Annotated in this window: 31 protein-coding genes; 10 read left to right on the top strand and 21 right to left on the bottom strand. The window is 67.5% G+C overall.

The window, feature by feature from the left end:
- Window positions 1-104: 104 nt before the first annotated feature.
- The 12 genes from popD to popN are packed head-to-tail and all read right to left on the bottom strand — an operon-like array spanning window position 105 to window position 8,617.
- Window positions 105-992 (bottom strand): type III secretion system translocon subunit PopD, encoded by an 888-nt coding sequence (gene popD / locus VQ065_RS13770; protein ID WP_014603714.1) that lies wholly within the window; start codon window positions 990-992, stop codon window positions 105-107.
- Window positions 993-1,003: 11 nt separating this feature from the next.
- The gene (gene popB / locus VQ065_RS13765; RefSeq protein WP_003087710.1) at window positions 1,004-2,176 is read right to left on the bottom strand and encodes a type III secretion system translocon subunit PopB; all 1,173 of its coding nucleotides are present in this window, start codon (window positions 2,174-2,176) and stop codon (window positions 1,004-1,006) included.
- Window positions 2,157-2,663 carry a SycD/LcrH family type III secretion system chaperone PcrH gene (pcrH, locus tag VQ065_RS13760; protein ID WP_003087708.1) on the bottom strand — a complete coding sequence of 169 codons (507 nt, stop codon included), beginning with the start codon at window positions 2,661-2,663 and terminating at the stop codon, window positions 2,157-2,159. The genes popB and pcrH overlap by 20 nt, the downstream gene beginning before the upstream one ends.
- Before the next feature lie 8 nt (window positions 2,664-2,671).
- Entirely contained in the window at window positions 2,672-3,556 is an 885-nt protein-coding gene (gene pcrV / locus VQ065_RS13755; protein ID WP_003087704.1) for a type III secretion system needle tip protein PcrV, read from the bottom strand.
- 9 nt (window positions 3,557-3,565) lie between these two features.
- Window positions 3,566-3,862, bottom strand: a complete 297-nt coding sequence (gene pcrG / locus VQ065_RS13750) for an LcrG family type III secretion system chaperone PcrG (RefSeq protein WP_003087702.1) — start codon at window positions 3,860-3,862, stop codon at window positions 3,566-3,568.
- 27 nt (window positions 3,863-3,889) lie between these two features.
- Entirely contained in the window at window positions 3,890-4,324 is a 435-nt protein-coding gene (gene pcrR / locus VQ065_RS13745) for an LcrR family type III secretion system chaperone PcrR (protein ID WP_003087699.1), read from the bottom strand.
- Complete coding sequence (pcrD, locus tag VQ065_RS13740) at window positions 4,321-6,441, bottom strand: SctV family type III secretion system export apparatus subunit PcrD (protein ID WP_003087696.1); 2,121 nt, start codon at window positions 6,439-6,441, stop codon at window positions 4,321-4,323. Before pcrD ends, pcrR begins: the two co-directional genes overlap by 4 nt.
- Window positions 6,438-6,767, bottom strand: a complete 330-nt coding sequence (pscY, locus tag VQ065_RS13735) for a type III secretion system chaperone PscY (RefSeq protein WP_003087695.1) — start codon at window positions 6,765-6,767, stop codon at window positions 6,438-6,440. Before pscY ends, pcrD begins: the two co-directional genes overlap by 4 nt.
- A gap of 4 nt (window positions 6,768-6,771) precedes the next feature.
- Window positions 6,772-7,137 (bottom strand): type III secretion system protein PscX, encoded by a 366-nt coding sequence (pscX, locus tag VQ065_RS13730; RefSeq protein WP_003109499.1) that lies wholly within the window; start codon window positions 7,135-7,137, stop codon window positions 6,772-6,774.
- Window positions 7,134-7,505 (bottom strand): type III secretion chaperone SycN, encoded by a 372-nt coding sequence (gene sycN, locus VQ065_RS13725; RefSeq protein ID WP_003087694.1) that lies wholly within the window; start codon window positions 7,503-7,505, stop codon window positions 7,134-7,136. The genes pscX and sycN overlap by 4 nt, the downstream gene beginning before the upstream one ends.
- Window positions 7,492-7,770 (bottom strand): Acr1 family type III secretion system gatekeeper subunit Pcr1, encoded by a 279-nt coding sequence (pcr1, locus tag VQ065_RS13720; protein ID WP_003087693.1) that lies wholly within the window; start codon window positions 7,768-7,770, stop codon window positions 7,492-7,494. Before pcr1 ends, sycN begins: the two co-directional genes overlap by 14 nt.
- Window positions 7,751-8,617, bottom strand: coding sequence for a SctW family type III secretion system gatekeeper subunit PopN (popN, locus tag VQ065_RS13715; protein WP_003087692.1), 867 nt, complete (start codon window positions 8,615-8,617; stop codon window positions 7,751-7,753). The genes pcr1 and popN overlap by 20 nt, the downstream gene beginning before the upstream one ends.
- Before the next feature lie 190 nt (window positions 8,618-8,807).
- On the opposite strand from popN, the gene pscN reads away from it, so the two are divergent.
- From pscN to pscU, 8 genes are read left to right on the top strand one after another with little or no spacing between them, the layout of a single operon-like run.
- Complete coding sequence (gene pscN / locus VQ065_RS13710) at window positions 8,808-10,130, top strand: SctN family type III secretion system ATPase PscN (RefSeq protein ID WP_003100796.1); 1,323 nt, start codon at window positions 8,808-8,810, stop codon at window positions 10,128-10,130.
- The gene (pscO, locus tag VQ065_RS13705; RefSeq protein ID WP_003087688.1) at window positions 10,127-10,603 is read left to right on the top strand and encodes a type III secretion system central stalk protein PscO; all 477 of its coding nucleotides are present in this window, start codon (window positions 10,127-10,129) and stop codon (window positions 10,601-10,603) included. Before pscN ends, pscO begins: the two co-directional genes overlap by 4 nt.
- The gene (gene pscP / locus VQ065_RS13700; RefSeq protein ID WP_074198390.1) at window positions 10,591-11,715 is read left to right on the top strand and encodes a type III secretion system needle length determinant PscP; all 1,125 of its coding nucleotides are present in this window, start codon (window positions 10,591-10,593) and stop codon (window positions 11,713-11,715) included. Before pscO ends, pscP begins: the two co-directional genes overlap by 13 nt.
- Window positions 11,712-12,641, top strand: coding sequence for a SctQ family type III secretion system cytoplasmic ring protein PscQ (gene pscQ, locus VQ065_RS13695; RefSeq protein WP_003087676.1), 930 nt, complete (start codon window positions 11,712-11,714; stop codon window positions 12,639-12,641). Before pscP ends, pscQ begins: the two co-directional genes overlap by 4 nt.
- Entirely contained in the window at window positions 12,638-13,291 is a 654-nt protein-coding gene (gene pscR / locus VQ065_RS13690) for a SctR family type III secretion system export apparatus subunit PscR (RefSeq protein ID WP_003087674.1), read from the top strand. The genes pscQ and pscR overlap by 4 nt, the downstream gene beginning before the upstream one ends.
- A gap of 2 nt (window positions 13,292-13,293) precedes the next feature.
- On the top strand, window positions 13,294-13,560 hold the full coding sequence (gene pscS / locus VQ065_RS13685) for a SctS family type III secretion system export apparatus subunit PscS (protein ID WP_003087672.1): 267 nt from the start codon (window positions 13,294-13,296) through the stop codon (window positions 13,558-13,560).
- Entirely contained in the window at window positions 13,557-14,345 is a 789-nt protein-coding gene (gene pscT, locus VQ065_RS13680) for a SctT family type III secretion system export apparatus subunit PscT (protein WP_003087670.1), read from the top strand. The genes pscS and pscT overlap by 4 nt, the downstream gene beginning before the upstream one ends.
- Window positions 14,342-15,391: a SctU family type III secretion system export apparatus subunit PscU gene (gene pscU, locus VQ065_RS13675; RefSeq protein WP_003087668.1), complete on the top strand. Its 1,050-nt coding sequence runs from the start codon at window positions 14,342-14,344 to the stop codon at window positions 15,389-15,391. Before pscT ends, pscU begins: the two co-directional genes overlap by 4 nt.
- Before the next feature lie 105 nt (window positions 15,392-15,496).
- Here the strand turns inward: pscU and VQ065_RS13670 are convergent, their stop codons facing one another.
- The 3 genes from VQ065_RS13670 to speE all read right to left on the bottom strand — a co-directional run bounded on the left by VQ065_RS13670 (window position 15,497) and on the right by speE (window position 19,492).
- Window positions 15,497-17,599 (bottom strand): LTA synthase family protein, encoded by a 2,103-nt coding sequence (locus tag VQ065_RS13670; protein WP_003087666.1) that lies wholly within the window; start codon window positions 17,597-17,599, stop codon window positions 15,497-15,499.
- Between the two features lie 2 nt (window positions 17,600-17,601).
- Window positions 17,602-18,471, bottom strand: a complete 870-nt coding sequence (locus VQ065_RS13665) for a YncE family protein (RefSeq protein ID WP_003087664.1) — start codon at window positions 18,469-18,471, stop codon at window positions 17,602-17,604.
- 160 nt (window positions 18,472-18,631) lie between these two features.
- Entirely contained in the window at window positions 18,632-19,492 is an 861-nt protein-coding gene (speE, locus tag VQ065_RS13660; RefSeq protein WP_003087661.1) for a polyamine aminopropyltransferase, read from the bottom strand.
- Between the two features lie 148 nt (window positions 19,493-19,640).
- Between speE and VQ065_RS13655 the strand changes: the two genes are divergently transcribed.
- Window positions 19,641-20,534 (top strand): DNA-3-methyladenine glycosylase family protein, encoded by an 894-nt coding sequence (locus VQ065_RS13655; protein ID WP_003087659.1) that lies wholly within the window; start codon window positions 19,641-19,643, stop codon window positions 20,532-20,534.
- A 15-nt stretch (window positions 20,535-20,549) separates the two neighbouring features.
- Here the strand turns inward: VQ065_RS13655 and VQ065_RS13650 are convergent, their stop codons facing one another.
- The 6 genes from VQ065_RS13650 to aroC all read right to left on the bottom strand — a co-directional run bounded on the left by VQ065_RS13650 (window position 20,550) and on the right by aroC (window position 24,981).
- The gene (locus VQ065_RS13650) at window positions 20,550-20,741 is read right to left on the bottom strand and encodes a PLDc N-terminal domain-containing protein (RefSeq protein ID WP_003087658.1); all 192 of its coding nucleotides are present in this window, start codon (window positions 20,739-20,741) and stop codon (window positions 20,550-20,552) included.
- 48 nt (window positions 20,742-20,789) lie between these two features.
- The gene (gene mtnC, locus VQ065_RS13645) at window positions 20,790-21,467 is read right to left on the bottom strand and encodes an acireductone synthase (protein ID WP_003087657.1); all 678 of its coding nucleotides are present in this window, start codon (window positions 21,465-21,467) and stop codon (window positions 20,790-20,792) included.
- Window positions 21,468-21,538: 71 nt separating this feature from the next.
- Window positions 21,539-22,084, bottom strand: a complete 546-nt coding sequence (locus tag VQ065_RS13640) for a 1,2-dihydroxy-3-keto-5-methylthiopentene dioxygenase (protein WP_003087656.1) — start codon at window positions 22,082-22,084, stop codon at window positions 21,539-21,541.
- Window positions 22,081-22,698 carry a methylthioribulose 1-phosphate dehydratase gene (locus VQ065_RS13635; protein WP_003087655.1) on the bottom strand — a complete coding sequence of 206 codons (618 nt, stop codon included), beginning with the start codon at window positions 22,696-22,698 and terminating at the stop codon, window positions 22,081-22,083. Before VQ065_RS13635 ends, VQ065_RS13640 begins: the two co-directional genes overlap by 4 nt.
- Window positions 22,695-23,846: an MFS transporter gene (locus VQ065_RS13630; RefSeq protein ID WP_003087654.1), complete on the bottom strand. Its 1,152-nt coding sequence runs from the start codon at window positions 23,844-23,846 to the stop codon at window positions 22,695-22,697. The genes VQ065_RS13635 and VQ065_RS13630 overlap by 4 nt, the downstream gene beginning before the upstream one ends.
- Window positions 23,847-23,889: 43 nt before the next feature.
- Window positions 23,890-24,981 (bottom strand): chorismate synthase, encoded by a 1,092-nt coding sequence (gene aroC, locus VQ065_RS13625; protein WP_003087653.1) that lies wholly within the window; start codon window positions 24,979-24,981, stop codon window positions 23,890-23,892.
- Between the two features lie 107 nt (window positions 24,982-25,088).
- Here aroC and VQ065_RS13620 point away from each other — a divergent pair, with 107 nt between their 5' ends.
- Window positions 25,089-26,072 (top strand): alpha/beta hydrolase, encoded by a 984-nt coding sequence (locus VQ065_RS13620; protein ID WP_003132885.1) that lies wholly within the window; start codon window positions 25,089-25,091, stop codon window positions 26,070-26,072.
- The last annotated feature ends 14 nt before the right edge of the window (window positions 26,073-26,086 follow it).

The following is a 26,086-nucleotide window of genomic DNA, read 5'->3' as shown; positions in this document are numbered from 1 at the left end:
GCGCATGCTAGCACCGGGCTATGCATCGCTTTTGTCACTGAGAGACTTTTCTTTTAAGAAAAAAGCCACATCGCTGTGGCCTTTTCCTCCCGCGCGGAGACGGCTCAGACCACTCCGGCCGCCGCACGCCAGGCCTGGTTATGGCTCTGGGTGTACTGCTGGATGAGCTGCAGGACGTCCTTCATGAAGCCGGTATCGAAGCTCATCTGGTCCTCGACCTTCTGCTTCTGGCTCTGCCCGATGGTGGCGTTGACCTCCTCTTCCCGGGCGCTCGCCTGCGACTCGCCCTGGCGCACCTGGACCGAGGCGTTGGCCATCTGGACGAAGGACTGGATCACCGTGTTGGCCACCTGCAGGGCGCCGTTGCGGCTCTCGAAGGCACGGCCCGCCGCGCGCAACGCCACACTGTCCTGCGCCTGGTCCGCCGCCCAGACCTTGCCGACGATCTTGCGATCCTCATCGGAGGTCTTGCCCAGCGCCTGCATCTTCGCGTCGATCAGTTCGTTGCGCCCATCGATGTTCTTCTGCAGGGTCTTCTCCTGGCTGATGGCCTTGCCGTTCTTCAACGCGCCGAGACTGCCGACCACTGCCGAGGCCAACGCGCCGACGCCGGCGATCACCGCCATGGCGATCATCAGCGTGGCGCCGCTGCGCATCTCGTCCACCTGCGCCTTCTGCGCATGGATGATCGCCTGGTTCTCGTTGTCGCGCTGGAGCACGCCCAGCTCGCGCGCCTTCTGCGCGATGCGGAAGAGAATCAGCAGAAGCTCGACGCTGCTGTCCAGCTCGCTGCCGGCCGCTTCCATGCGCACCGGGTCGAGCGCCTGGCGCGGAGCGTTCAGCTCGACCCGGTCGGCCCGCGTGGCCGGCGCCTGCGCCAGTTCCGCAGCCGCTTGCGGCGTGCCGACGGAACGCCCGGCGGCGCCGGGAGCGATCGGCTCGGAGGGGATCGCGGCCTGGGTAGCCGCCAGGGAATATTGCGTATCGATCATGTGACGCCTCCTCAGATCGCTGCCGGTCGGCTGGACAGGTTGTGCAGGGTTTCACCCTTGGCCTGGAGCATGGCGAAGATCCGCTCCATGATTTCCTGGAATGCTTCCAGCATGCGGCTCAGCTCTTCCTTCAGGCGCTCGATCACGCCCTGCAGGGTGGTCAGGTCGGCACGCGATTCCTGCACGTCGGCCTGGCGGTTCGCGGCCTTCGCCTGGAATCCCGAATGAGTGGCCTGGGCCGCGCCGTTGGCGACGTCCAGGGTCAGGTCGGAAACCTGCACGCCGAGTTTCAGCGAGTGCGACAGCGATTGGCCGGCCAAACTGCCGAACTTGCCGCCCAGGTCGGCGACCTTGCTCGCCAGGCTGGCGGTCATCTCGGCCGCCTTGCCGCCGATCTTCGCGCCCAGCTTGGCCAGCCCGCCGACCGCTGAGCCGCCGAAGCTGACCACCGCCGCCAGCAGCGCGACGGCGATCTCGATACCCATCAGTGCCGGGCCGAGCTTTTCCATCACTTCCTTGCTGATCAATCCGTCCGCGGCTGCCTGCTGTACCGACTGGGAGACCACTCCCATGACACCGCCCGCGATCATCAGTGCACCCGCGGCCGCGCCGACGCCGGTTGCCACCATGATTGCGCCGACGATGATCGAAGCTATTGCACTGATCCAACCAAAGATTTTGGCTGCCAGACCGGACTTCTGGGCTTCTTTCGCGGCTTCTTCCGATTCCCTGATCTTCTGCTGGTTGTCCTCCATCTTCTGCAGGTTCTGCTTTCGCGCCTGCTCGATTTCGGTCAGCTTGAGTTTCTTCTGCTGGTTCTCGACTTCGCCGGTGATTTTCGCCAGCTCGATCTCGAACGCCTGCGGCGACATCAGGCCGGCGGACAACAGCGTCGAAGCGCCGGCCAGCACAACCTGCCGCGCCAGTCCGGCATCCTCGCCCACTGCTTGCACCAGGCTGGCGATCTCCGCACGATTGGCGACCTCCAGGCGCTGCTGGCTGGCTGCGGAAGGCGGCGTCAGCGCCACCCCCGTGCCGCTCGCGGAAGCCGCGGCCGGCGCCGCCAGGCGCTCCACCCGCAGACTCTCGACATCCCTCGCGACCGGCCTGCCGAGCGCCGGGATATCCCCGGCGTCGGCCACCCCGTAGGGCAGTCCGGCGCGTTCAAGCGTTATCGGATTCATATGTTCGATCCTTTCTCGCGGTTACGGCTTCCAACATGGCGCCGGCACGCGCGGCCAGGGCCTCGTGCGCCGGCTGTGCCGCGGCCAGGGCCCGGGCCGAGTAGAAGCCACTCTCGGCTCCGTCGAGATCACCCAGTTGCAGGTGGCACTCGGCGGCATGGAAGGGAAAGCGCGGCTCGTTGATGTCCATCAGCGCGCCGTAGCTGTAGCTCTGCAGGGCCTGTTCATAGAGACCGAGGGACTGGCGGCAGGCGCCCAGGCCGAGAAAGTAGCGGGCGTCGTAGTGGTCGAGCATGCACAGTGCCTGGAAGATCTTCTGCGCGTCGTCCCACTTGCCCGCCTGGTACTGGTTGAAGCCCAGCGCATAGAGCTGCTCCAGGGTGTCCTCGCTGAGTCCGCGAAGCATCGCCAGGGTGCCGCCGTCGCGCAGGAAGGCCTCCAGCGCCTGTTGCTGGTCGGTGTCGGAAGGGGTCGCTTGCTGGTTCATGGATACCTCTAGATCGCGCTGAGAATGTCGCGCAGGACGCTGTCGTATTTCTGGATGAAGCGGTTGAGCGCCTCGACCGCCGAGTTGTAGCGGGAGCTGGTGTCGTTGAGCAGGGTGGTCTTCTCGTTGACCTTGTCGTTCAGCGGACGCGAGCGGTCGCTCACCGTGGTGGCGAAATTGCCGACCGGGTTGTTGTCCTTCTCGAAGGGGTACTCATCCCTGAGGCCCTTGAGTTCCCCGCTCTGCTTCGGCGAGCCGCTGAGAAAATCCTTGATCGACAGCTTGCCGCTGAAGGTATCCAGATTGCTCAGCAGCGCATACTCGGGGCTGTCCTTCCACCTGGGATCGCCGACGGCATAGCCATAGAGCGTGGGGTCGACCAGATCGATACCGCCAGCGTCGATCCTGATGCCCTGCTTGGCCGACAGCGCGGCGTTGATCTGCGACTGGATCACGCTGTAGACCTTCAACTCCGCGGTCAGCGCCTTGAGCTCGTCGAGCAGCGCCTTGCGCTTGCCGTCCTGGGTCTGCAGGACATCCTTGTAGACACCGATGACATCCTCGTCGAGACGGCCGTGCAGGCTGAAATAGGCCGACACCAGGAACTCGCGCAAATCCCACTGCGCACCGGGCTGCCGACGTGCCTGCAGGACTTCGCGGAGTACCTCGAGGCCCTGCCCCGGAGGCGCGGACGGATTGGCCGCGAGCAACCAGGCGAGCGCCTTGAGCACTTGCGCCTCGCTCAGCGGCTGGCCGGCGTGGGCCAGCACGATCCGCTCGCTGCGCAACAAGGCCAGCAGTTCCTCCTGCTCGGCACTGGCAGGCGCCGCCGGCGCGGCCAGGAGTTCGTCCAGGAACAGCTCGCGACCGGCATTAAAGTTTCTGACTTCCATCGTGATTCCTCAGATCAACAAGCCACGCATCGGCGTCGGACGCCGCGGCCGGGTACCCTGCTCGCCCTGCGTCGGCTGGGAACTGCGCATGCGCCGCAGTTCGGCCAGCAGCTCCTCTTCGGCGGCTCGCGCCAGCTCTCGCTCCGGCGCCTGGAACAGCAGCTGGCCGGCGTCCGCGGCAAGCCCCAGGCCTTGCCACATTTCCGCCAGCAGGCGGCCGCGTTCCTCGCTGTCGCGAATCGCCAGTTCGGCGGCCTGGACGGTCGCCCGCAGGGTGTCTTCGGTGTATTCGTTCATGTCGCCCATGGTAGGGGTCGACGTCGCCGGAGCCTGTCAGGCACGGTCGGGTTTTTGTCGTTTTCGCAGGCTTCGCTGCGTCACCACCCGCCCGGCCTCCAGCTCGAACCAGCCGTCGGCGGGCTCGGCGGCGCCGGTCCAGCGGCGATAGAAGCGCTCCATGCGCTCGCCAGGCAGCGGGCTGCCGGCCAGCGCCAGGACCTTGCCGTAGAGACGCTGGCGCGGCCCCAGCGTATCGAGCGTGGCCTCCGCCAGCAGGTACAGCGCGGCGAATGGATTGGCCAATCCGCTGCGCGCCTGCCGCCGACGCAACATCACGATCCAGACCCGCTCGCCGTCGCAGCGCCAGGCCAGTTCGCAGCCATGGGCCAGGACCTGCCAGCCGAGCGCGATCGAGGTGTCGCGCAGGCAGTGCGGACGCACCGCCAGGCCGCGGGCGAGAAACCAGGGAATCAGCGGATCGGCGCTCACAACACGATCCTGCCAAGCGGCTGGATGTTGATCTGCTGGGTCAGCTCCTGGTAGGACAGCACCGGCAGCCCGGCATAGTCGCTCTCCACCAGCTTGCGCACGTAGCGGCGGATATCCATGGAAACGATCAGCACCGGCCGGTTCTGCATCTGCGCGAGATCGCCGACGGTCTGCCGCACGCGCTCGAGGAAGGCCTGGGTTATCGCCGGGTCGAGGGCCAGGTAGCTGCCGGCGCTGGTCTGGCGGATGCCACCGCGGATCTGCTCCTCCACCGCCTGGTCCAGCAGATAGGCGGGAAGGATGTTGTTGCCGCTGGAGTACTTGTAGCAGATGTAGCGCTTGAGGCTGCTGCGGATGTACTCGGTGAGCTGCACCACGTCCTTCTCCTTCTGCCCCCACTCCACCATCGCCTCGAGGATCGCCCGCATGTTGCGGATCGAGATGTCCTCGCCGACCAGGCGCTGGAGAATCTCGGTCATCCGCTGCAGGGGAACGATCCGCTGGGCCTCCTTCACCAGCTCGCCGTAACCCTGCTCCATCTGCTCCAGCAGGTAGCGCGTCTCCTGGATGCCGATGAAATCCTCGGCGTACTCCCGCAGCACATGGGACAGGTGCCAGGTGAGCACCTGCTCCAGGCCCAGGCAGGCACAGCCGGAACGCTCCAGGCGATCCTGGTGCGCCTGCTCCACCCAGCTCGCCTCTTCTCCCGGCACCTGCAGCTCCGCCGGCTCGTGGGGGACCGCGAGCAGTTCCAGCTGCGCGGCGCGTTCGCGCACCAGCAACCAGCCCGGCCGCAGGCATCCGCGCGCGACCGGGACCTCCTGTAGCTGCACCAGGTATTCGCCATCGCCCATCGCTTCGTTGAAGCGCAAGTGGATACCCGGGAACGGCACGCCGAAATCCAGGTACAGCGCGCGTCGTACCCGCACCAGCTCCTCGTTCAGCGACATCGCCTCCAGACGTTCCTGGAGGCTGGCATCGACGTCGATCAGCAACGGCACGGTGAGGGCGAACTCTTCCTGCTCGGCGAGACGCCCGGCCTTCGGCTTGCCGCCGCCAGCCTTGCCGCGCGCCTTGGCCGATGGCGCTCCGGCGCCCTGCGCGAGCAGCGCCGGCAGGTCGCGGGAACCGGCGCTGGCCTGGAGCCGCTGGCGCCAGAGCATGAAATAGCCGCCGCCGCCGACCAGCAGCGCGAGAGCCAGGAAGGTCAGGGTCGGGAAACCGGGAATCAGGCCGAACAGTACCAGCAACAGGCCGCCGATCAGCAGCGCCTTGGGCTGCGCCACCACCTGTTCGCCGATGTCGCTGCCGAGGTCCGCCGATTCGTCGGAAGACACCCGGGTGACGATGATCCCGGCGGTGATGGCGATCAGCAACGCCGGCACCTGCGAGACCATGCCATCGCCGACGGTCAGCACCGCGTACAGTTGCAGCGCGTCGGCGGTGCTCAGGCCCTTCTGCGTGACGCCGATGGCGATGCCGCCGAGGATGTTGACGACGATAATGATCAGCCCGGCGATGGCGTCGCCCTTGACGAATTTCATCGCGCCGTCCATGGAGCCGAACATCTGGCTTTCCTTTTCGATCACCGCGCGCCGCGCCCGCGCCTCGTTGACATCGATCACGCCAGCACGCATGTCGCCGTCGATGCTCATCTGCTTGCCCGGCATGGCATCCAGGGAAAAGCGCGCGCTGACCTCGGCGACCCGCTCGGCACCCTTGGTGATCACCAGGAACTGCACGATGGTGATGATCAGGAAGATGATGATGCCCACCACCAGGTTGCCGCCGACCACGAAGCTGCCGAAGGTGTTGACGATCTGCCCCGCGTCGGCCTGCAGCAGGATCATCCGCGTGGTGCTCACCGACAGCGCCAGGCGGAACAGCGTGGTGATCAGCAGCACTGCCGGGAACACCGAGAACTGCAACGGCGAGCCGATGTACACCGACATCATCAACAGGACCACGGAGATGGTGATGTTGACGGCGATGAGGATGTCCAGCAGCAGCGGTGGCAACGGCAGCACCATCATGAACACCACCGCCAGCAGCAACACCACCAGCAGGATGTCCTTGCGCTCGCCGACCCGGCCGAGAAGCCCGCTCAGGTCGTTCATTCCCGCGCCTCCAGCTCCAGCGCCCGGGCGTGCGCGGCACGCGCCGCGTCGAGACGCCCGGCGAGCTGTTCGGCACGGCTCAGGCAAAGCCACAGACCGGGCTCCTCCTCGCCATCCTCCTGCAACTGCCGGCACAGGCGCACGGCGGGCTCGCCGAGGCCTTGCTGGAGCAACGCCAGGAGCAAGGCGCGGCGCCCGTCGCGGCGCTCCGGCGCAACGCTCAGCAAGGCTTCCAGCAACACCTGGGCGCGTCGCGGCTGGCCGCATTGCAGGTGCAGCCAGCCCAGCATCAGCAACAGGCGCTGTTGCGTCGGTTTCAACGTCATCGATTCATACCTTGTGCAACAGGTTCAGGGCCATTTGCAGCAGTCGCTCGTCTTCGTCGCGCTCGCCGAGCAGGCAGGCCGCGGCCTGCAGGGCGGGCTGGCGGGGCAGCGTGAGGGCCAGGCGGAGATCGCGCAGCGCCCGGCGGAAGTCGCCGGGGCGCAGCAGGCCGTGGAACTCCAGCTGGGGCCGGGCGTAGTCGAACAGGCGCTGTTGCGCCTGCTGCGCGGGATACAGGCTGGCGACGTGGGTCTCCACCGGCCGGCCGTCGGGCGCCAGCAGGTGGCGCTCCGGCAGGGGCGGCGCGAACGGCTCGGCATGCGCCAGGTCGAGCCGTTCGATGCCAATGTGCCAGGCACCGACCCGGCTCATGCGGCGAGCACTTCGCTGCGCGCCGAGCGCAGCGCCTGCAAGGCCTGGTGCAGCGTCGGGATGCCGACCTGCCGGGCTTCCAGGGTGATGCACAGCAGCAGGCGCGATTCGCCGCTCCAGGCGCAACGCAGCGGCAGGCTCCCGGCCGCGCGCGCATGGCACAGGCGCAACGCCCGCAGGGTGCCGCGATAGGCCTGGTGCCAGGCCAGGTCACAGGCCAGCCAGAGCGACAACTGTTCGCCATGGCGTTCCAGCTGCAAGGTGCCGCTGTCCTCGAAATCCAGTTGCACCACGCGCGCCAGCGGCGCCGGTACGCTCACCCGCAGGTCCTGGCAGAACTGCGCGACGGCCAGCTCAACCCAGTCCATGCTGCTGCTCCTCTTCGCGCTCGATCGCCAGGTCGAGTGCCATCTGGCAGGCATTCAAAAGATTCTGGCGCTGCTCGTCGTCGCCGAACACTTCGACCGGCAACAGACGGTAGAGACGCTTCAGTTCGCGGAAGAAATGGATCTGCCGGGCGACGTCGGCCAGCGGCAACGGCTCGAGCAACGCCTGCACCTCGGCGACGCCGACCCAGCGCTTCTCGAGCAAGGCGATGACTGCGCCGGTCAATTCAGAAGGCCCGTATGCCATGGCCCCGCTCCCCTGTCACCAGCACCTGCCAGAGCGCCCCCACCTGCTCCGCCAGGCCGCCGAGCACGCGCAGCTTGTGCATGTCGCTCATGACCCGCTCCAGCTTCACCGGATCGAGCCGGCTCGACTGACTGTCCAGGTCGGCGCTCAGGGCTTTCTGCAGGAAGGCCACGACCCGCTCCAGCGGCGTCGCGGCGAAGCGCGCCTGGATGTCCTGCCAGGCCGCCGACAGGCCCCGGTAGTCGAGTACCGCGTCACGGTAGGTATCGCGCAGCGCCTGGATATCGCCGACACCGGCGGCGGAAGCCTCGGCGGCCAGCGGCTCGATGCGCAGGCCGAGTTCGATCTCCAGGCCCTGCTCGTCGGCCATCCGCAGCAACGCCTGGTCGACCAGCGCCAGCATCGCCCGCGCCTCCGGCCGCCCGGCCAGGACGTCGCGCGCCCGCGACAGCGCCAGGAAGCGCTGGCTGATCTCGCTGGAGAAGCCCTCCAGGTAAGCGCTGAGCTGCGCCAGGCTGCTCAGTTGACCGCTGCCCAGGTGGGCGATCAGCGCCTCGAGCTTCTGCTGGCTTTCCAGGTCCGGAATGCGCTTCCAGTACTCCTGCAGCATGGCCTGGACTTCGCTCAGGCGCGCATGGGCGTCGCTCAGGCGGCGCTTGGCCAGGGATTTCTCGGCGCGCTCGGAAAAGGCGAAGGTCAGCTCTTCCGCGGCATCGGCCAGCGACTGCGAAACGGAAACGTAGTGGACGCGCTCGCCCTGGAAGCTGCCGCCGGCCTGCTGTGCGGGGGCGTTGGCCGCTTCCCGCGGCGCGAGGGGCGCGGCGGAGGAACTCTGGAGGATGTCCATCGTGGCTGTGGTTCCTGGTCTGCAAAGGCGGCGCAGTATAGGAACCGGCCCGGCGCCGCCGATGCCAATATCGGCCGGTTTTTTTTAGCCGCGGCGGCAACCGATTTCTAAAAACTCCCGGCTGGCACTGAAATTCGTCGCGCGAGGCTTTCTCTATAGTGCGCGCCGACTCCAGCCGAACCGACCCGCCATGCCCGCGCCTCTCTCTCCTCTCATCGTCCGGATGCGCCACGCCATCGAAGGCTGCCGGCCGATCCAGATCCGCGGGCGGGTCACCCAGGTCACCGGAACCCTGCTCAAGGCCGTGGTGCCCGGCGTGCGCATCGGCGAACTCTGCCAGTTGCGCAATCCCGACCAGAGCCTGGCGCTGCTCGCCGAGGTCATCGGCTTCCAGCAGCATCAGGCGCTGCTCACCCCGCTCGGCGAGATGCTCGGGGTTTCCTCCAACACCGAAGTCAGCCCTACCGGCGGCATGCATCGCGTGGCGGTTGGCGAGCACCTGCTCGGGCAGGTGCTCGACGGCCTCGGCCGCCCCTTCGACGGCAGCCCGCCGGCCGAGCCGGCGGCCTGGTATCCGGTCTACCGGGATGCCCCGCAACCGATGAGCCGGCGCCTGATAGAGCGGCCGCTATCGCTGGGTGTGCGCGCCATCGACGGCCTGCTGACCTGCGGCGAAGGCCAGCGCATGGGCATCTTCGCTGCCGCCGGCGGCGGCAAGAGCACCCTGCTGGCCAGCCTGGTGCGCAATGCCGAGGTGGATGTGACGGTACTCGCCCTGGTCGGCGAACGCGGTCGCGAAGTCCGCGAGTTCATCGAAAGCGACCTCGGCGAACAGGGGCTGCGCCGCTCGGTGCTGGTGGTCGCCACTTCCGACCGACCGGCGATGGAGCGCGCCAAGGCCGGTTTCGTCGCCACCAGCATCGCCGAGTATTTCCGCGACCAGGGACGCCGCGTCCTGCTGCTGATGGACTCGCTGACCCGCTTCGCCAGGGCCCAGCGCGAAATCGGCCTGGCGGCCGGTGAACCGCCCACACGCCGCGGCTATCCGCCATCGGTGTTCGCCGCGCTGCCACGCCTGATGGAGCGTGCCGGGCAATCCGAGCGGGGCTCGATCACCGCGCTCTACACCGTGCTGGTGGAAGGCGACGACATGAGCGAGCCGGTGGCCGACGAGACCCGCTCGATTCTCGACGGGCACATCGTGCTGTCGCGCAAGCTGGCCGCCGCCAACCACTATCCGGCCATCGACGTGCTGCACTCGGTGAGCCGGGTCATGAACCAGATCGTCGACGACGATCAGCGCCATGCGGCCGGACGCTTGCGCGAATGGCTGGCGAAGTACGAGGAAGTCGAGTTGCTGCTGAAGATCGGCGAATACCAGAAAGGCCAGGACAGCGAAGCCGACCAGGCCATCGAGAAGATCGGGGCGATCCGCCAGTGGCTGCGCCAGGGTACCCACGAAACCAGCGATTACGCACAGGCCTGCGCGCAGTTGCGGAGCCTCTGCGCATGAGCCTGGCGCTGCTGTTGCGCGTCCGACGCCTGCGCCTGGACCGGGCCGAGCGCGCCCAGGGCCGCCAATTGCTACGGGTTCGCGCCGCGGCGCAGGAACACACCGAGCGCCAGGCGGCACAACGGGACTACCGCGACTGGCGACTGGCCGAAGAGCAACGGCTGTTTCTCGCCTGCCAGGCGGCCATGCTCGACCGCCGGCGCCTGGAAGCCTGGCAGCAGCAGGTAGGGCTGCTGCGGGAAAAGGAAGCCGGCCTGGAACAGGACTGCGCCGAGGCCGCGCAGCGCCTCGAAGGGGAGCGCGAGCGCCTGCGGCAGTGCCGGCGAGAACTGCTGGAACGCCAGCGGCAACTGGAGAAGTTCGCCGAACTGGAGCGCCACGTCGACGCCGAGCGCCAGGGGCTGCGCGAACGCAGCGAGGAAGGCGAACTGGAAGAATTCACCCGCCACGAGACCTGGCCATGCTCAAGCTGAACGCCGTGGATACGGCTCCGCTCGTGTCGTCCGACACCCCTGCCCCCCTTCCGCCGCTGCGCGCGCAGCAGATCGCCTTCGAACAGGCCCTGCCCGCGCACCGACCGCCGGCGCCCAGGCCACCGTTCGACAAGGGCGACGAAACGACAGAGGCCGAAGAGCCCGCCGCGACAGCCGACGCGCCGACCTCGACGCCTCTCGCCGACCAGCCCGCGGCGCCTGCCGCCGACCGGCCGCCGACCACTCGGCAAACCCCCGTGCCAGTTGCCGCGGACGCAACGCCAACGCCAACGCCAACGCCAACGCCAACGCCAACGCCAACGCCAACGCCAACGCCAACGCCAACGCCAACAGTGTCGCCGTCCGGATCGGTAGCACGGCAAGCGCCGGCGGTCTCCGCGCGCGTCGCGGCGTCCACGCAAGCCCGGGAGCCGGCCAGCGTTTCGGCGCCTCCAGTCGACGAACCGCCGCTGGTGCCGGTGTCCTCCCACCCGCAAATCGCAGGTCGGACGCATGAGCGGCCGCAGCCCGGCCCCGGCTTCCCGGCGAAAGCCGCAGCCGAGGTCGCGCCCACGGCGCAGGCCAGTGCCCAGGCTTCGCCGCCCGCGCCGACAGGGGGCGGCGAAGGCCGCGGAGAGGAGCGTCGGCAACCCGGAGAAACCGATCCATCCGCACTGCCCCCCGACGACCAAGCGCCTGTGCCACTGCCTGCCATGCAAACCCCCGGCGACCGCCTGCTGGCACGCCTGCTGGCATCGAGCGGGAGCCGGCCACTGCCGCTGGCCGATCTCGCGCGCCTGCTCGATGCCGTGCAGGGGCGCATCCAGGTCGCCAGCGCAGCCGAAAGCCATGCGGCGCGCCTGCAGGTGCGACTGCCCCAGCTCGGCGCCGTGGAGGTGCAGGTCCTGCATGGCCATGGCCAGTTGCAGGTCGAGATCAGTGCCAGCCCCGGCAGCCTGGCGTTGCTCCAGCAAGCCCGTGGCGAGTTGCTCGAACGCCTGCAACGGCTGCATCCGGAACAACCGGTGCAACTCACCTTCAATCAGCAGCAGGACAGCGGCCAGCGCTCGCGGCAACGTCGCTACCTGCATGAAGAGTGGCAAGCCGAATGAACGGTGCGGACCTCGACCTGCCGCTCGCCAGCCGCGCCGAACTGGATCTCCAGCGACGTCTCGCACGTTGCCGTCGCCACTATGTCGGCAACGCTTTGCAAGCGCGCCTGGACATCGCCCAGGCCGCCCCCGACGTCGATCTCGAACTGAGCCTGGCGTGGGACGGCCTGCCCCTGCGCTTTCTCTGCCAGGCCCCGGCGCTGGCCCGCTGGCTCGCGCCGAACCTGCAGGAGGCAGCCTTCGCCAGCCTGCCGGCGGCCCTGCAACTGGCCTTGCTGGAGCGCGAAGGCAACGTCTTTCCCGGCCTGGTCTGGTACGGCCTGAGCCCGGCGCAACCACGCGCTGCGATGGGCCTGCGCCTGAGCCTGGAACGCGACGACCAGCGCCTGGCGCTCTGGCTCGACGGCGATCCCGCGACGCTGCTGGCACGCCTGCCGCCGCGCCCCTCGGCGCAACGCCTGGCCATACCGCTGCGCCTGTCGCTGCAATGGCCCGGCCTGCCGCTGGAGGCCGGCGAGCTGCGCACCCTGGAGCCCGGCGACCTGTTGCTGCTGCCTGCCGGCCATCGCCCCGACGCAGCGCTGCTGGGGGTTCTCGAAGGACGCCCCTGGGCGCGCTGCCAACTCCACTCCACGCAACTGGAACTGCTCGACATGCACGACATCCCCTCCCTCGCCGACAGCGAGGACCTGCACGAACTCGACCAACTGCCGATCCCGGTCAGCTTCGAGGTCGGCCGCCGCACCCTGGACCTGCATACCCTCTCCACCCTGCAGCCAGGCTCGCTGCTCGATCTCGACTGTGCCCTGGACGGCGAAGTGCGCATCCTCGCCAACCAGCGCTGCCTCGGTATCGGCGAACTGGTCAGGCTCCAGGACCGGCTCGGGGTGCGCGTAACCCGCCTGTTCGGACACGACGAAGCATGATCCAGTTGCCCGACGAGCTCGGCCTGATCCTCGGCCTGGCCCTGCTCGCGCTGGTCCCGTTCATCGCGGTGATGGCGACCTCCTTCATCAAGATGACCGTGGTCTTCTCGCTGCTGCGCAACGCTCTGGGCGTCCAGCAGATTCCGCCGAACATGGCGATGTACGGGCTGGCGATCATCCTCAGCCTGTACGTGATGGCACCGGTCGGCTTCGCCACCCGCGACTACCTGCGCAACCACGACGTCAGCCTGAGCGACTCGGCATCGGTGGAACGCTTTCTCGACGAGGGCATGGCGCCCTACCGGAACTTCCTCAAGCGGCAGATCCAGGAGCGCGAACACACCTTCTTCATGGAAAGCACCCGCCAGGTCTGGCCCAGCGAATACGCCGAGCGGCTCGACCCGGACAGCCTGCTGATCCTGCTGCCGGCCTTCACCGTCAGCGAACTGACCCGAGCCTTCGAGATCGGCTTCCTGATCTACCTGCCCTTCATCGCCATCGACCTGATCATCTCCAACATCCTCCTGGCGATGGGCATGATGATGGTGTCGCCGATGACCATTTCCCTGCCGTTCAAGCTGCTCCTGTTCGTCCTCCTCGACGGCTGGGCGCGGCTGACCCACGGCCTGGTCATCAGCTACGGAGGCTGACCATGAGCAGCGCCGACATCCTCCACTTCACCAACCAGACCCTGTGGCTGGTGCTGGTCCTGTCGCTGCCGCCGGTACTGGTCGCGGCCCTGATCGGCACCCTGGTATCGCTGGTCCAGGCACTCACCCAGATCCAGGAGCAGACCCTCGGCTTCGTCGCCAAGCTGGTGGCCGTGGTGGTGGTACTGTTCGCCACCAGCGGCTGGCTGGGCGGCGAGCTGTACCGTTTCGCCGAAATGACCCTGCTGAAGGTGCCGCTGGTGCGATGAGCGTCCAGGACCTGCAGCAACTGCTGCTGACCTACAGCCTGCTGCTGCCGCGGATCATCAGTTGCTTCGTGGTCCTGCCGGTGCTGGCCAAGCAGACCCTGGGCGGCGGCCTGGTGCGCAACGGCGTGGCCTGCTCGCTGGCGCTGTTCGCCTACCCGATCGTCGCCGGCAGCCTGCCGCCGGCCCTCGGCGCGCTGGACATCGCCCTGCTGATCGGCAAGGAAGTGCTGCTCGGCCTGCTCATCGGCTTCGTCGCCACCATTCCCTTCTGGGCCATGGAAGCGACCGGCTTCATCATCGACAACCAGCGTGGCGCGGCACTCGCCTCGACCCTCAACCCCAGCCTGGGCAGCCAGACCAGCCCCACCGGGCTGTTGCTGACGCAGACGCTGATCACCCTGTTCTTCTCCGGCGGCGCCTTCCTCGCGCTGGTCGGCTCGCTGTTCAGGAGCTATGCCAGTTGGCCGGTGAGCAGTTTCTTCCCGCAGTTCGGCAGCCAATGGGTGGCATTCTTCTACGCGCAGTTCTCGCAGATGCTGATGCTCTGCGCGCTGTTCGCCGCGCCGCTGCTGATCGCCATGTTCCTCGCCGAGTTCGGCCTGGCGCTGATCAGCCGCTTCGCCCCGTCGCTGAACGTGTTCATCCTCGCCATGCCGATCAAGAGCCTGGTCGCCAGCCTGCTGCTGGTGCTCTACCTGGGCATCCTCATGGAGCACGCCTACGATGCCCTGCTGCTCGCCGTCGACCCGCTGCGCCTGCTGCGTCCCGTGCTGGAGACGCCATGAGCGCCGAGAAGACCGAGCAGCCCACGGCGAAGAAGCTGCGCGACGCCCGCCGGCAGGGCCAGGTGGTGAAGAGCAAGGAAATTGTCTCCAGCGCGTTGATCCTGTCGCTGGTGGCGCTGCTGATGGGCTTTTCCGACTACTACCTGGAGCATCTCGGCAAGCTGCTCCTGCTGCCCGCCGAGTACATCGACCTGCCGTTTCGCCAGGCGCTGGAGACCATCCTGGAGAACCTTCTCCAGGAACTCCTCTACCTGCTGGCGCCGGTCCTGCTGGTCGCGGCGCTGGTGGTGGTGCTCAGCCATGTCGGCCAGTACGGCTTCCTGCTCAGCCTCGACAGCGTCAAGCCGGACCTGAAGAAGATCAACCCGGTGGAGGGCGCGAAGAAGATCTTCTCGATCCGGAGCCTGGTGGAGTTCCTCAAGTCGACCCTGAAGGTCGCCCTGCTCTCCCTGCTGGTCTGGCTGACCTTGCAGGGCAACCTGGCCAGCCTCCTGCGGATTCCCGCCTGCGGGCTGGACTGCGTGGCACCGGTGAGCGGGCTGATGCTCAGGCAACTGATGCTGGTCTGCGCGGTCGGCTTCCTGGCGATTGCCGTCGCCGACTACGCCTTCGAACGCCACCAGCACTACAAGCAGTTGCGCATGAGCAAGGACGAAGTGAAGCGCGAGTACAAGGAGATGGAGGGCAGCCCGGAGATCAAGAGCAAGCGCCGGCAATTCCATCAGGAACTGCAATCGAGCAACCTGCGCGCGGATGTCCGGCGTTCCTCGGTGATCGTCGCCAACCCGACCCACGTCGCCATCGGCATACGCTATCGACGCGGCGAAACACCCCTGCCGCTGATCACCCTGAAGCACACCGACGCCCTGGCCCTGCGGGTCCGGCGCATCGCCGAGGAAGAAGGAATCCCGGTGCTGCAACGAGTTCCGCTGGCACGGGCGCTGCTGCGCGACGGCAATGTCGACCAGTACATACCGGCGGACCTGATCCAGGCCACCGCCGAAGTCCTGCGCTGGCTGGAAAGCCAGCAGACGGATACACCCTGAACGCTATCGGGCAGGGTGGCCGCCTCGGCACCGGCAACGCAAGACGCTGCGACCTGGCGCCGAAAAAAAGGGGCCCGAAGGCCCCTTTCTCATGCTTGCTACGGGTCAGTCCTTGTCCGGGATCCCGTGTACCACGCCCGCGGTATTCTCCAGCAGGCTCTTGGTCGCGGTCTGGATGAACGACTCCAGCTTCTTCTGTAGCTCGGCCTGGTCCGGCACGTCCTTGGTGATCACCGCCTTGGCATCGCCGCCCAGCTGGTAATCGTAGACGCGCACGTCACCGTCCTTCGGCCGCACCAGGATGCGGTTGCCGGAGACGATGGCGACGTTCTGCTCGCTGCCCGACGGCTTGATCACGCCGAAGCCCTTGTCGCCTTCCGGCAGGTTCAGCAGGTCGCGGCCCCAGCACTGGTGGACGGTCTCGCCGCCGAGCAGGCCCATGATGGTCGGCACGATGTCGACCTGGGTACCGACGGTCGGCAGGTGGGTACCGAACTTCTCCTGGATGCCGGGGGCGATCAGCAGCAGCGGCACGTTGAAGCGGTGCAGGTCCATCTCGGTGAGCTGCTCGGGGCTGCCGAAGCCATGGTCGCCGACCACCACGAAAAGGGTGTCCTTGTAGTACGGCGACTTCTTCGCCTTCTCGAAGAACTGGCCCAGCGCCCAGTCGGAATAGCGCATGGCGGTCAGGTGCTCGTCGAGCGAACCGTAGCCGGTCACGCGCTCCACCGGCAGGTCCTTCGGCAACGCGTAGGGCACGTGGTTGGAGAGGCTCTGCAACAGCGCATAGAACGGCTTGCCGGTGCTCGCCAGCTTGTCCAGCTCCTCGTTGCCACGGGCGAACATGTCCTGGTCGGAGACGCCCCAGGTCGGATCGGAGAACACCGGGTCGACATAGTCGTTGCGGCCGATGAAGGTGGTCATGCCCTGGTTGCTGAAGAAGCCGGACTGGTTGTCCCAGGCGAAATCGCCGTTGTAGACGTAGACGTCCTCGTACTGGCGGGCGCTGAGCAACTGCGGCAGGCCGGAGAACTTGTGGCCGCCCTCCGGGGTTTGCATCAGGTATTCGAAGCCCGGCAGGTTGGGGAAGCAGGCCATGGTGGCGAACATGCCCTGGTGGGTATGGGTGCCGTTGGAGAAGAACTGGGTGAACAGCAGGCCTTCCTTCGACAGCTTGTCGAAATACGGCGTGATGTTGCCCGGCGCGCCCAGGGCGCCGACATAGTGGCCGGCGAAGCTTTCCAGCAGGACCACCACCACGTTGCGGATCGGCAGGGTGTTCGCCGCCGGCGGGGTGAACTCGCGGCGCACCGCGGCCTCGTCGGCGTCCACCAGCTTGTCGTTGGGGGTCAGCAACATCTGCCGGGTGGTCTCCAGGGCGACCTTGTCGTCCAGGGTGGCCTTCCAGATGTTCGCGCGGTCTTCGGAGAAGCGCTCCTTGGCCGCCTTGACCAGGGTCAGGGTGCCGTTCAGGCCCAGTTGGTTGGCGAACATGGATTCGGTGGTGAAGGCATCGCCCCAGCGCAGCGGCGGGCCCTGGCGCAGGGTGCCGCGGGCGGCGAGGACGCAGACCAGCACGCAGAGGAACAGCACCACGCCGCGCACGTACCAGGGCGCGGCAGCGCCCGGCCGGGCGATCACGCTGTCTTCGCGCGGCTTGCGCTGGCTCGGGCGGGTCGCCAGGTCGATGGCCTTGAACACCCGGTACAGCACCCAGGTGGCGAAGGCCCAGGCCAGCAGGTAGCGGACCACCGGGAAGCCGTACCAGAGCATGCTCATGACGGTCTTCGGGTCTTCCGACATGTACTGGAAGACCAGGCTGTTCAGGCGCTGGTGGAACTCGCGGTAGAAGTCCAGTTCGAGTACGCCGAGGAACAGGGTGATGCTGGCGAACAGCGTCAACCATGTACGGAACAGGCCGCGAGCGGCCATCGCGCGTACCGCGAACAGCGACAGCACCAGCGGCGCCACGGCATAGACGACGACCCGCAGGTCGAAACGCACGCCGTTGCCGAACGCCTCGAGGAAGGTGCTCGCCGGGGTCGCGCCGATCAGTTCGCGGTTGTAGATCAGCAAGGCCAGGCGCAGCAGGCTGAACATGACCAGCAGCACCAGCGCGCTGAGCGCGGTGAACGCCAGGTGACTGCGGATGGTGGGCTGGAACAGCCGTGGGGGCGATTGGGTGGTTCGGACTTCCGTTTGGTCCATGTTTACAATTCGCTCTTCTGTCGTTCGATTTCGAGAATGCGGTCCCGCCCCTGCTCGGCCAGCAGGTAGCGGCCGGGCCCGATGGGCAGTAGGGACTGTGCGGAACGCAGGCGCCGTACGATCACCTGCAGCGGCCCGTCGGGCGGCAGCAGCAAGGCTCGCGCGTTATGCGTCGAGTCCTCGGTGATCCACAGGCCTTCGCTGTCGCACAGCAAAAAGCTCGGTGCATTCAGTCCGTTCAGCACCACCTCGTCCTCGGCCCCCTCATGCAGACGCATGACGTGGCCACGTTTCTTTTCCGTGTAGAAGACGCTTCCGTCCGGGCAGGCGGCCACTCCTTCGGAGCGCTGCAATCCCTCGCGCAGTACCGTCAGTCCGCCGGTCTCCGGGTCGTAGCGGAGAATCCGCCCGTCCAGGTCGCGATCCTCGGCGGCGTACAGGTAGCGGCCGTCGCTGGCGACGCCCTCCACCTGGATGCCGTCGAACAGCGGCCGGGCCTGCTGGGCATGCCACCAGAACACCGGCGAGGCGCCCTGCTCCTGGCTGATCGCGATGCCGTCGCGGAAGCTGGCCATGCCGTCGGGCTTGGACAGCCCGTCGAGCACCGTATCGCGGCTGCCATCGGCGGCGATGCGGAACACCAGGCCCTTGCCGTCCTGCAACTCCTGGCTCACGTAGAGCAGGCCGTCCGGGTCGCGGGCCAGGGCGCTGACGTGGGGAATGTCCTCGAGCACCACCCGGTAGGTCCAGCCGGACACGGTGGCTGCCGGGGCGAAACGCTGCCAGCCGAGGAAGGCCAGGGCGATGAAGAGGACGCTACCGAGCAGGCAGGAGACTACTACGCCGCTCTGGCGCAATCGTTTGGTCAGCATTCGATGCACTCAAGGACAAAACTGCCATTTATAGCCATGGCAACGGAAAAAAGCGCGCAGATTTTCCCGGATCGATTGTGAAAAAAATGTTAGCTGGCAGTAACAGGGGATGTCGGAGCGACGCATGAAAAAGGGCCTTGCGGCCCTTCCCGGTGAAGCGTCAGTCGTTGTCCTGCTTGCCGATGGCCTGCAGCACGTACTGCGGCAGAGCAAACGCGCCCAGGTGGATATCGGCGTTGTAGTAGCGGGTGGCGATGCCGCTGTCGCGGAAGCGCTGGCGCAGCGTTTCCAGCGGAAGGCGACGCAGGCCTTCGCGGGTCGAGCCCCAGGCGAAGGTCATGGCGCCGCCGATATAGGTCGGCACCGCCGCCTGGTAGAAATGCCAGTCGGCGAACAGCCCGTCGGTACGTGCGGCGGTGGTGCGCACTTCCTCCAGTTGCATGAACGGCGTGCCGTTCTGGGTGACCAGGATGCCACCCTCGTTCAGGCAGCGCCGGCAGGCCTGGTAGAAGTTCTCGGAGAACAGCACCTCGCCAGGGCCGATCGGGTCGGTGGAGTCGGAGATGATCACGTCGAAGCGTTCTTCCGTGGTAGCCACGAAGCGCATGCCGTCGTCGATCACCAGGTTCAGCCGCGGGTCGTCGAAGGTGCCCTGGGAGTGGTTGGGCAGGAACTCCTTGCACATGTCGACCACGGTGCCGTCGATCTCGACCATGGTGATCCGCTCGACGCTCTTGTGCTTGGCCACCTCGCGCAGCATACCGCCGTCGCCGCCGCCGATGATCAGCACGCGCCGGGCCGCGCCGTGGGCGAGGATCGGCACGTGGGTGAGCATCTCGTGGTAGATGAACTCGTCGGCCTCGGTGGTCTGGATCACTCCGTCGAGCGCCATCACCCGGCCCATCCGGGCGTTTTCGAAAATCACCAGGTGCTGGTGCTCGGTGCGCACCTCATGCAGCATGTTGTCGATGCTGAAGCGCTGGCCGTAGCCCTGGTACAGAGTTTCCTGATAATCGCTCATGGGCCGGGATCTCCCTGGTAAGGCTGCAATCTGGCAGCGGGACTTGCCCGCGCCGCGAAGAAAGGCGCGCATTCTACGCTGGCGGCAATGACAGGTCGAACCCCGCCGGCGGATGGCGCCGGCTGCGCCGGACAGGTATCGTCTGCCCATGAGCCAGCCTACCTCTCCCCTCGTCCTGCACCTGCCCTACCAGTCACCCTGGGAATGGCGCCAGTTCCACCAGCATTTCGCCCTGCGCCTGCTCGCCGGTGTCGAAAGCCTGGGCGACGACCACTATGCCCGCAGCTTCCGGGCCAACGGCCGCCCGGCCTGGTTCGAGGTGCGACCGCTGGCGGAACGCCAGGTCCTGGCGCTGAGCCTCAGCCCGTCCGCCCATGCCCTGGCCGCCGAACTCGAGGCACGGGTCCGCCGGATGTTCGACCTGGACAGCGACCCGGCCGCCATCGCCCGGCATTTCGCCGGGGATCCCCTGCTCGGCCCGCTGGTGGCCGCCAATCCGGGGCTGCGCCTGCCGGTGGCCTTCGACCCCTTCGAACAGGCGGTGCGCGCCATCGTCGGCCAGCAGGTCACGGTGAAGGCCGCGGTGACCATCACCGGGCGCCTGATCCAGCGCCTCGGCGAGCCGCTGGAAAATCTCGGCTACGACGGCATCAGCCACCTGTTCCCGACACCCGCCGCGCTGGCGCAAGCCAACCTCGACGGCATCGGCATGCCCGGCAAGCGGGTACAGACGCTGCAACGCTTCGCCGCGGCGATCGCCTCGGGAGAGCTGAGCCTGGACCTGGCGGACGGCCCCGAGGCGCTGGTGGAGCGCCTCTGCGCGTTGCCCGGCATCGGCCCCTGGACCGCCGAATACATAGCCCTGCGTGCCATGGGCGAAGCCGACGCCTTCCCCGCCGCCGACCTCGGCCTGCTGAAATCCACGGTCTGGGGGCCGCAAGGCATCGATGCGCGCAGCCTCAAGGCCCGCGCCGAGGCCTGGCGGCCTTGGCGCGCCTACGCCGCCATCCACCTGTGGCACCACTACGCCGCAGGCGGCTAGCGCCGCGGCGGGAGGCTACAGCCTGACGTTGCCGCGCGGGCCGGCGATGGCCCAGATGATCAGGCCGAGCACCGGCAGGACGATGATCACCAGGACCCAGATGATCTTCATCCCGGTTTCCGCAGTGCTTTTCAGGATGTTGACGATGGCCCAGATATCCAGGGCCAGGATGACCAGGCTGATCAGCCCGCTGAGGGTGGAACCCATGGCGCGATGCTCCCGAGCAAGAGTGTTCCCTCAGGATAGCCGGCGCGCTCACTCCACGACGATGTCGGCGAAGCTGGCCACCGTCGGATGGCCGTCCAGGCTGCCGCCTTCGCGGGCCAGGCCGAGCGTGCGCATGCCCGCGTCGCGCGCGGCATCCAGCTCCTGCACCACGTCGGAAAGGAAAAGGATTTCCGCGGCCGGCAGGCCGATGGCCCCGGCGATCCGCGCATAGGAGGCGCTTTCCCGCTTCGGCCCGCTGGTAGTATCGAAGTAGCCGGAAAACAGCGGGCCCAGGTCGCCGGCCTCGGAACAGCCGAAGATCAGCTTCTGCGCCTGGATCGAGCCGGAGGAATAGACGTACAGGTCCAGCCCACGGGCCTTCCACTCGCGCAGCGCCTGCACCGCGTCCGGGTAGACGTGGCCCTTCAATTGACCGTCGCGGTAGCCCTGGGCCCAGACCATGCCTTGCAGGGCCTTCAGCGGCGTCGCCTTGCGGTCCTCGGCGATCCATTGCAGGAGGATCGCGATCGCCCGCTCGACATCGGCGTCCGCCTCACCGCTCTCGGCACGCACCGCCGCCAGTTGCGCGGCTACCTCGGGCTCCCCGGCGTGTTCGCGGACGAAGTCCGGCAGGTGCCGGGCGGCATAGGGAAACAGCACGTCGAAAACGAAGCTGACCGCGCTGGTGGTGCCTTCGATGTCGGTGAGGATGGCTTTGATGGTCATGCGGACTCCGGATGAAACCGCCCCCGGCAGGACCGGGGGCGCGGATGGTGACGGATGGGACGGTGCCTCGCTCAGTCTTCCAGCAGGGGGAAGCGGCTGGCGATGTCGTCGCCGGTGAACTGGGCGACCCAGCCCTCCGGGTTGTTGAACAGGCGCACGGCGACGAAATGCGGGTGCTCGCCCATGTCGAACCAGTGGCGGGTGCCGGCCGGCACCGAGATCAGGTCGTTGCGCTCGCAGAGCACGGCGTAGACATGCTCCTCGATATGCAGGACGAACAGGCCGCGCCCGGCGACGAAGAAGCGCACCTCGTCTTCGCCATGGCGGTGCTCGTCGAGGAACTTGGCGCGCAATTCGGCCTTCTGCGGGTGGTCGCTGTTCAGGCTGACCACGTCCACGGTGATGTAGCCGCGCTCGCGCTTGAGCCGCTCGATCTCGTGGGCGTAGGCGGCGATCACCTCGTCCTGGCTGGCGCCGGCGGCGATCGGCGCGGCGGCTTCCCAGCGTTCGAAGCGGACGCCGACCTCGGCCAGGGTCGAAGCGATGTCCTCGGCATGGGTCAGCAGCTTCAGCGGCTGCTCCGGCTGGTTCTCGTGATAGACGGTAAGGCTGCTCATCGGCTCAGACTCAGTACTTTCAGTTCACACTCGAACAGAAACTCGAAAGCTTCCACCTGACGCAGGGCATCGCTCATGCGCGCGCCCCAAGTGTACAGCCCGTGGCCGCGGATCAAATACCCCGGGCAGTGCGGATGCGCCTCCAGCCAGGGCTGCACGCGGCTGGCCAGGCGGGCGATGTCCTGGTCGTTGTCGAAGATCGGCACCTCGACCTGGCCTTCGTGGGTGGTGACCCCGGCGAAGGCCTTCTGCAGTTCGTAGTCCTGCAGCACCAGGCGGTCGCCGCGAACCAGGCGGGAAAGCACGGTGGCATTCACCGAGTGGGTATGCAGCACCGCGCCGATCGCCGGGTTCCAGGCATACAGCTGGGTGTGCAGGAGGGTCTCCGCCGAGGGTTTCTTGCCCGGTTCCAGGCTGTTGCCGGCCAGGTCGGTGACCAGCACGTCGTCGAAGCCCAACTGGCCCTTGTGCTTGCCCGAGACGGTGAGCAGCGCGCGCTGTTCGTCCAGGCGCGCGGAGTAGTTGCTGCTGGTTGCCGGCGACCAGCCGCGGCCGTAGAGGAACCGGCCGGCGTCGATGATCTGCTGGGTCAGCTGTTCACGGTTGTCGTTCATGCCCGCACCTCTTGCAAACGGGTACTGATGATAGCGGCTGCCAGCAAGGCTGCCAGGCTGGCGATGGCGAAGGTCCAGGCAGGGCCCAGGCTGTTCCAGCTATAGCCGGAATACAGCGCGCCCAGGGCTCCGCCGGTACCGGCCAGCGCAGCATACAGGGCCTGGCCCTGACCCTGCTGGCGCGGGCCGAAGCTACGCTGCACGAAATGGATGGCAGCCGCATGAAAACTGCCGAAGGTGGCGGCATGCAGCGTCTGGGCAAAGACCAGCAGCGCCAGGCTGTCGGCCAGGTTGCCGAGAAGCAGCCAGCGCAGCGACGCCAGCAGGAAGCTCGCGGCCAGCACCTGGCGCAGGCTGAAACGTTGCAGCAGGCGTGGCATGGCGAGGAACAACATGACCTCGGCGACCACCCCCAGCGCCCAGAGCAGACCGATCAGCGCCCGGCTGTAGCCCAGCGATTCCAGGTGCAGGGTCAGGAAGGTGTAGTACGGCCCATGGGACAGCTGCATCAGGCACACGCACAGGTAGAACGCCAGCACGCCCGGCTGGCGCAACTGGGCGAGGAAGCCGCCCTCGCCTTCGCGCGGTTCGCGATGGGCCGGCTGGGCATTGGGCACCCACCAGCTGCACAGCACGATGCCGAGCATGATACCCAGCAGCGTCGCCGGGTAGACATCCAGGCTCAGGCGCTCGAACAGCGCGCCGAGACCGACCACGGTGCAGATGAAACCGATCGAGCCCCACAGGCGAATCCGGCTGTAGCTGGCGCTGCGCTCGCGCAGGTGGGCCAGGGTGATGACCTCGAACTGCGGCAGCACGGCATGCCAGAAGAACGCATGCAACGCCATCACCAAGGCCAGCCAGGCGTAGCTGTGGCTGACGAAGATCAGCGAGAAGCCCAGCGCCGTGCATACCGCGCCGAAGCGCACGATGGCCAGGCGCTGGCCGCTGCGGTCGCCCAGCCAGCCCCACAGGTTGGGCGCGACGCAACGCATCAGCATGGGAATCGCCACCAGCTCGCCGATGCGCGGGCTGGGGAAGCCCAGGTGATGGAAATACAGGGCGAGGAACGGCGCCGTGGCGCCGAGCAGGCTGAAATAGAAGAAATAGAAGCTGGACAGGCGCCAGTAGGGAACCGCGCTGGTCACGATCCGCCGTTCACCCGTCCCGCACCGCGGCCTGCCACAGCCCTCACAGCTGCGGCAGGACCGGCGTGTCGACGCGCACGTCGGCGTTCTGCCCACGCTGGCGCAGCAACTGGTCGAGCAGGACGATGGCCATCATCGCCTCGGCGATCGGCGTGGCGCGGATGCCGACGCACGGGTCGTGACGGCCCTTGGTGATCATGTCCACCGGCTCGCCGGCGGTATCGATCGAGCGCCCGGGAGTGGTGATGCTGGAGGTCGGCTTCAGCGCCAGGTGGGCGACGATCGGCTGGCCAGAGGAGATCCCGCCGAGGATGCCGCCGGCATTGTTCGACAGGAAGCCTTGCGGGGTCAGTTCGTCGCGGTGCTCGGTGCCGCGCTGGGCGATGCTGGCGAAGCCGGCGCCGATCTCCACGCCCTTCACCGCGTTGATGCTCATCAGCGCATGCGCCAGTTCGGCGTCCAGGCGGTCGAAGATCGGCTCGCCCAGGCCCGGCGGCACGCCTTCGGCAACCACGGTGATCTTCGCCCCGACCGAATCCTGGTCGCGACGCAATTGGTCCATGTAGGCCTCCAGCTCCGGCACCTTGTCCGGGTCGGGGCTGAAGAAGGCATTCTGCTCGACGCTGTCCCAGCTCCTGAACGGAATCTCGATCGGCCCGAGCTGGCTCATGTAGCCGCGCACCTGGATGCCCAGGCCCGCCAGGTATTTCTTGGCGATAGCCCCGGCGGCCACGCGCATGGCGGTCTCGCGCGCCGAAGAACGGCCGCCGCCGCGGTAGTCGCGCACGCCGTACTTGTGGTGGTAGGTGTAGTCGGCGTGGGCCGGGCGGAACAGGTCCTTGATCGCCGAGTAGTCCTTGGACTTCTGGTCGGTGTTGCGGATCAGCAGGCCGATCGGCGTGCCGGTGGTCTTGCCCTCGAACACCCCGGAAAGAATCTCCACCTCGTCGGCTTCCTGGCGCTGGGTGGTGTGCCGGCTGGTGCCGGGCTTGCGCCGGTCGAGGTCGCGTTGCAGGTCCCGGGCGGACAGTTCCAGCCCCGGGGGGCACCCATCGACGATGGCGACCAGCGCCGGGCCGTGGCTTTCGCCTGCGGTGGTGACGGTGAAGAGCTTGCCGTAGGTGTTGCCGGACATGCGAGGCTCCGCGTGAGGACGAGAGGGAAAGACAGCGGAGTATACCCGTCAAGGACGGGCCTGCGAACCTTCCCCGGAGGACGCGATCAAAGCGCTATCATCGGCCCATGAAGACCTCCATGCCGCGCGCCCTCCTCGCCCTGTTCTGCCTGCTCGCCAGCCTGGCCCACGCCGCTCCCAACAGCATCCTGCACCGCCCCTACGACCTGGACACCGGGCACGGCGTGCTGCGCGGCTCCTTGCTGCTGCCGCGCAGCGCCGTGCCGCCGCCGGTGGTCCTGCTGGTCGCCGGCTCCGGTCCCACCGACCGCGACGGCAACAACCCCTTCGGCGGCAACAACCGCTACCTGCTGCGTCTCGCCGAGGCCCTGGCCGAACGCGGAATCGCCAGCGTGCGCTACGACAAGCGTGGAGTCGCCCGCAGCCTGGCGGCGGCGCCGCGCGAGGAAGACCTCAGCGTCGGCGCCTATGTCGACGACGTGGTCGCCTGGAGCGAGCGGCTGGCCCGCGACCCGCGCTTCTCCCGGCTGATCCTGGTCGGCCATAGCGAAGGCGCGCTGATCGCCAGCCTGGCGGCGCCTCGCACGCCGGCCGAGGAATTGATCGCCATCGCCGGCAGCGGCCAACCCATCGACCGGGTGTTGCGCGAGCAACTGCGCGGTCGCCTGCCGCCGGCGCAACTGCGCCAGGCCGACTCGGTGCTGGCTTCGCTGAAGGCCGGCGAGACCCGCAGCGATATCCCGCCGGCGCTCTCCAGCCTGCTCCGACCCAGCGTGCAGCCGTACCTGATCTCGCTGTTTCGCGAAGACCCGGCCCGCGCGTTCGGCCGCCTGCGCATCCCGACCCTGATCGTCCAGGGCCGCAATGACATCCAGGTCGGCGTCGCCGACGCCAAGGCGCTCCAGCGGGCCAAGCCCGACTCGCAACTGGTGCTCATCGACGGCATGAACCACATCCTGCGGATCGCCCCGAGCACCGGTCTGCAGCAGCTTTCCGCCTACAACGACCCGAACCTGCCGCTGGCCCGGCAACTGGTCGAGGCGGTCAGCCGCTTCATCCTGCGCGGCGCAGACGCGGAAAAAGGCCGCTGAGCCGCTACAGAAAT

The sequence above is a fragment of the Pseudomonas sp. KBN10P06128 genome, assembly GCF_037574945.1.
In the GTDB taxonomy this organism is placed as follows: domain Bacteria; phylum Pseudomonadota; class Gammaproteobacteria; order Pseudomonadales; family Pseudomonadaceae; genus Pseudomonas; species Pseudomonas aeruginosa.
The sequence above is the reverse complement of the archived record's forward strand: the minus strand, read 5'-3'. Positions and strand labels throughout refer to the sequence as shown.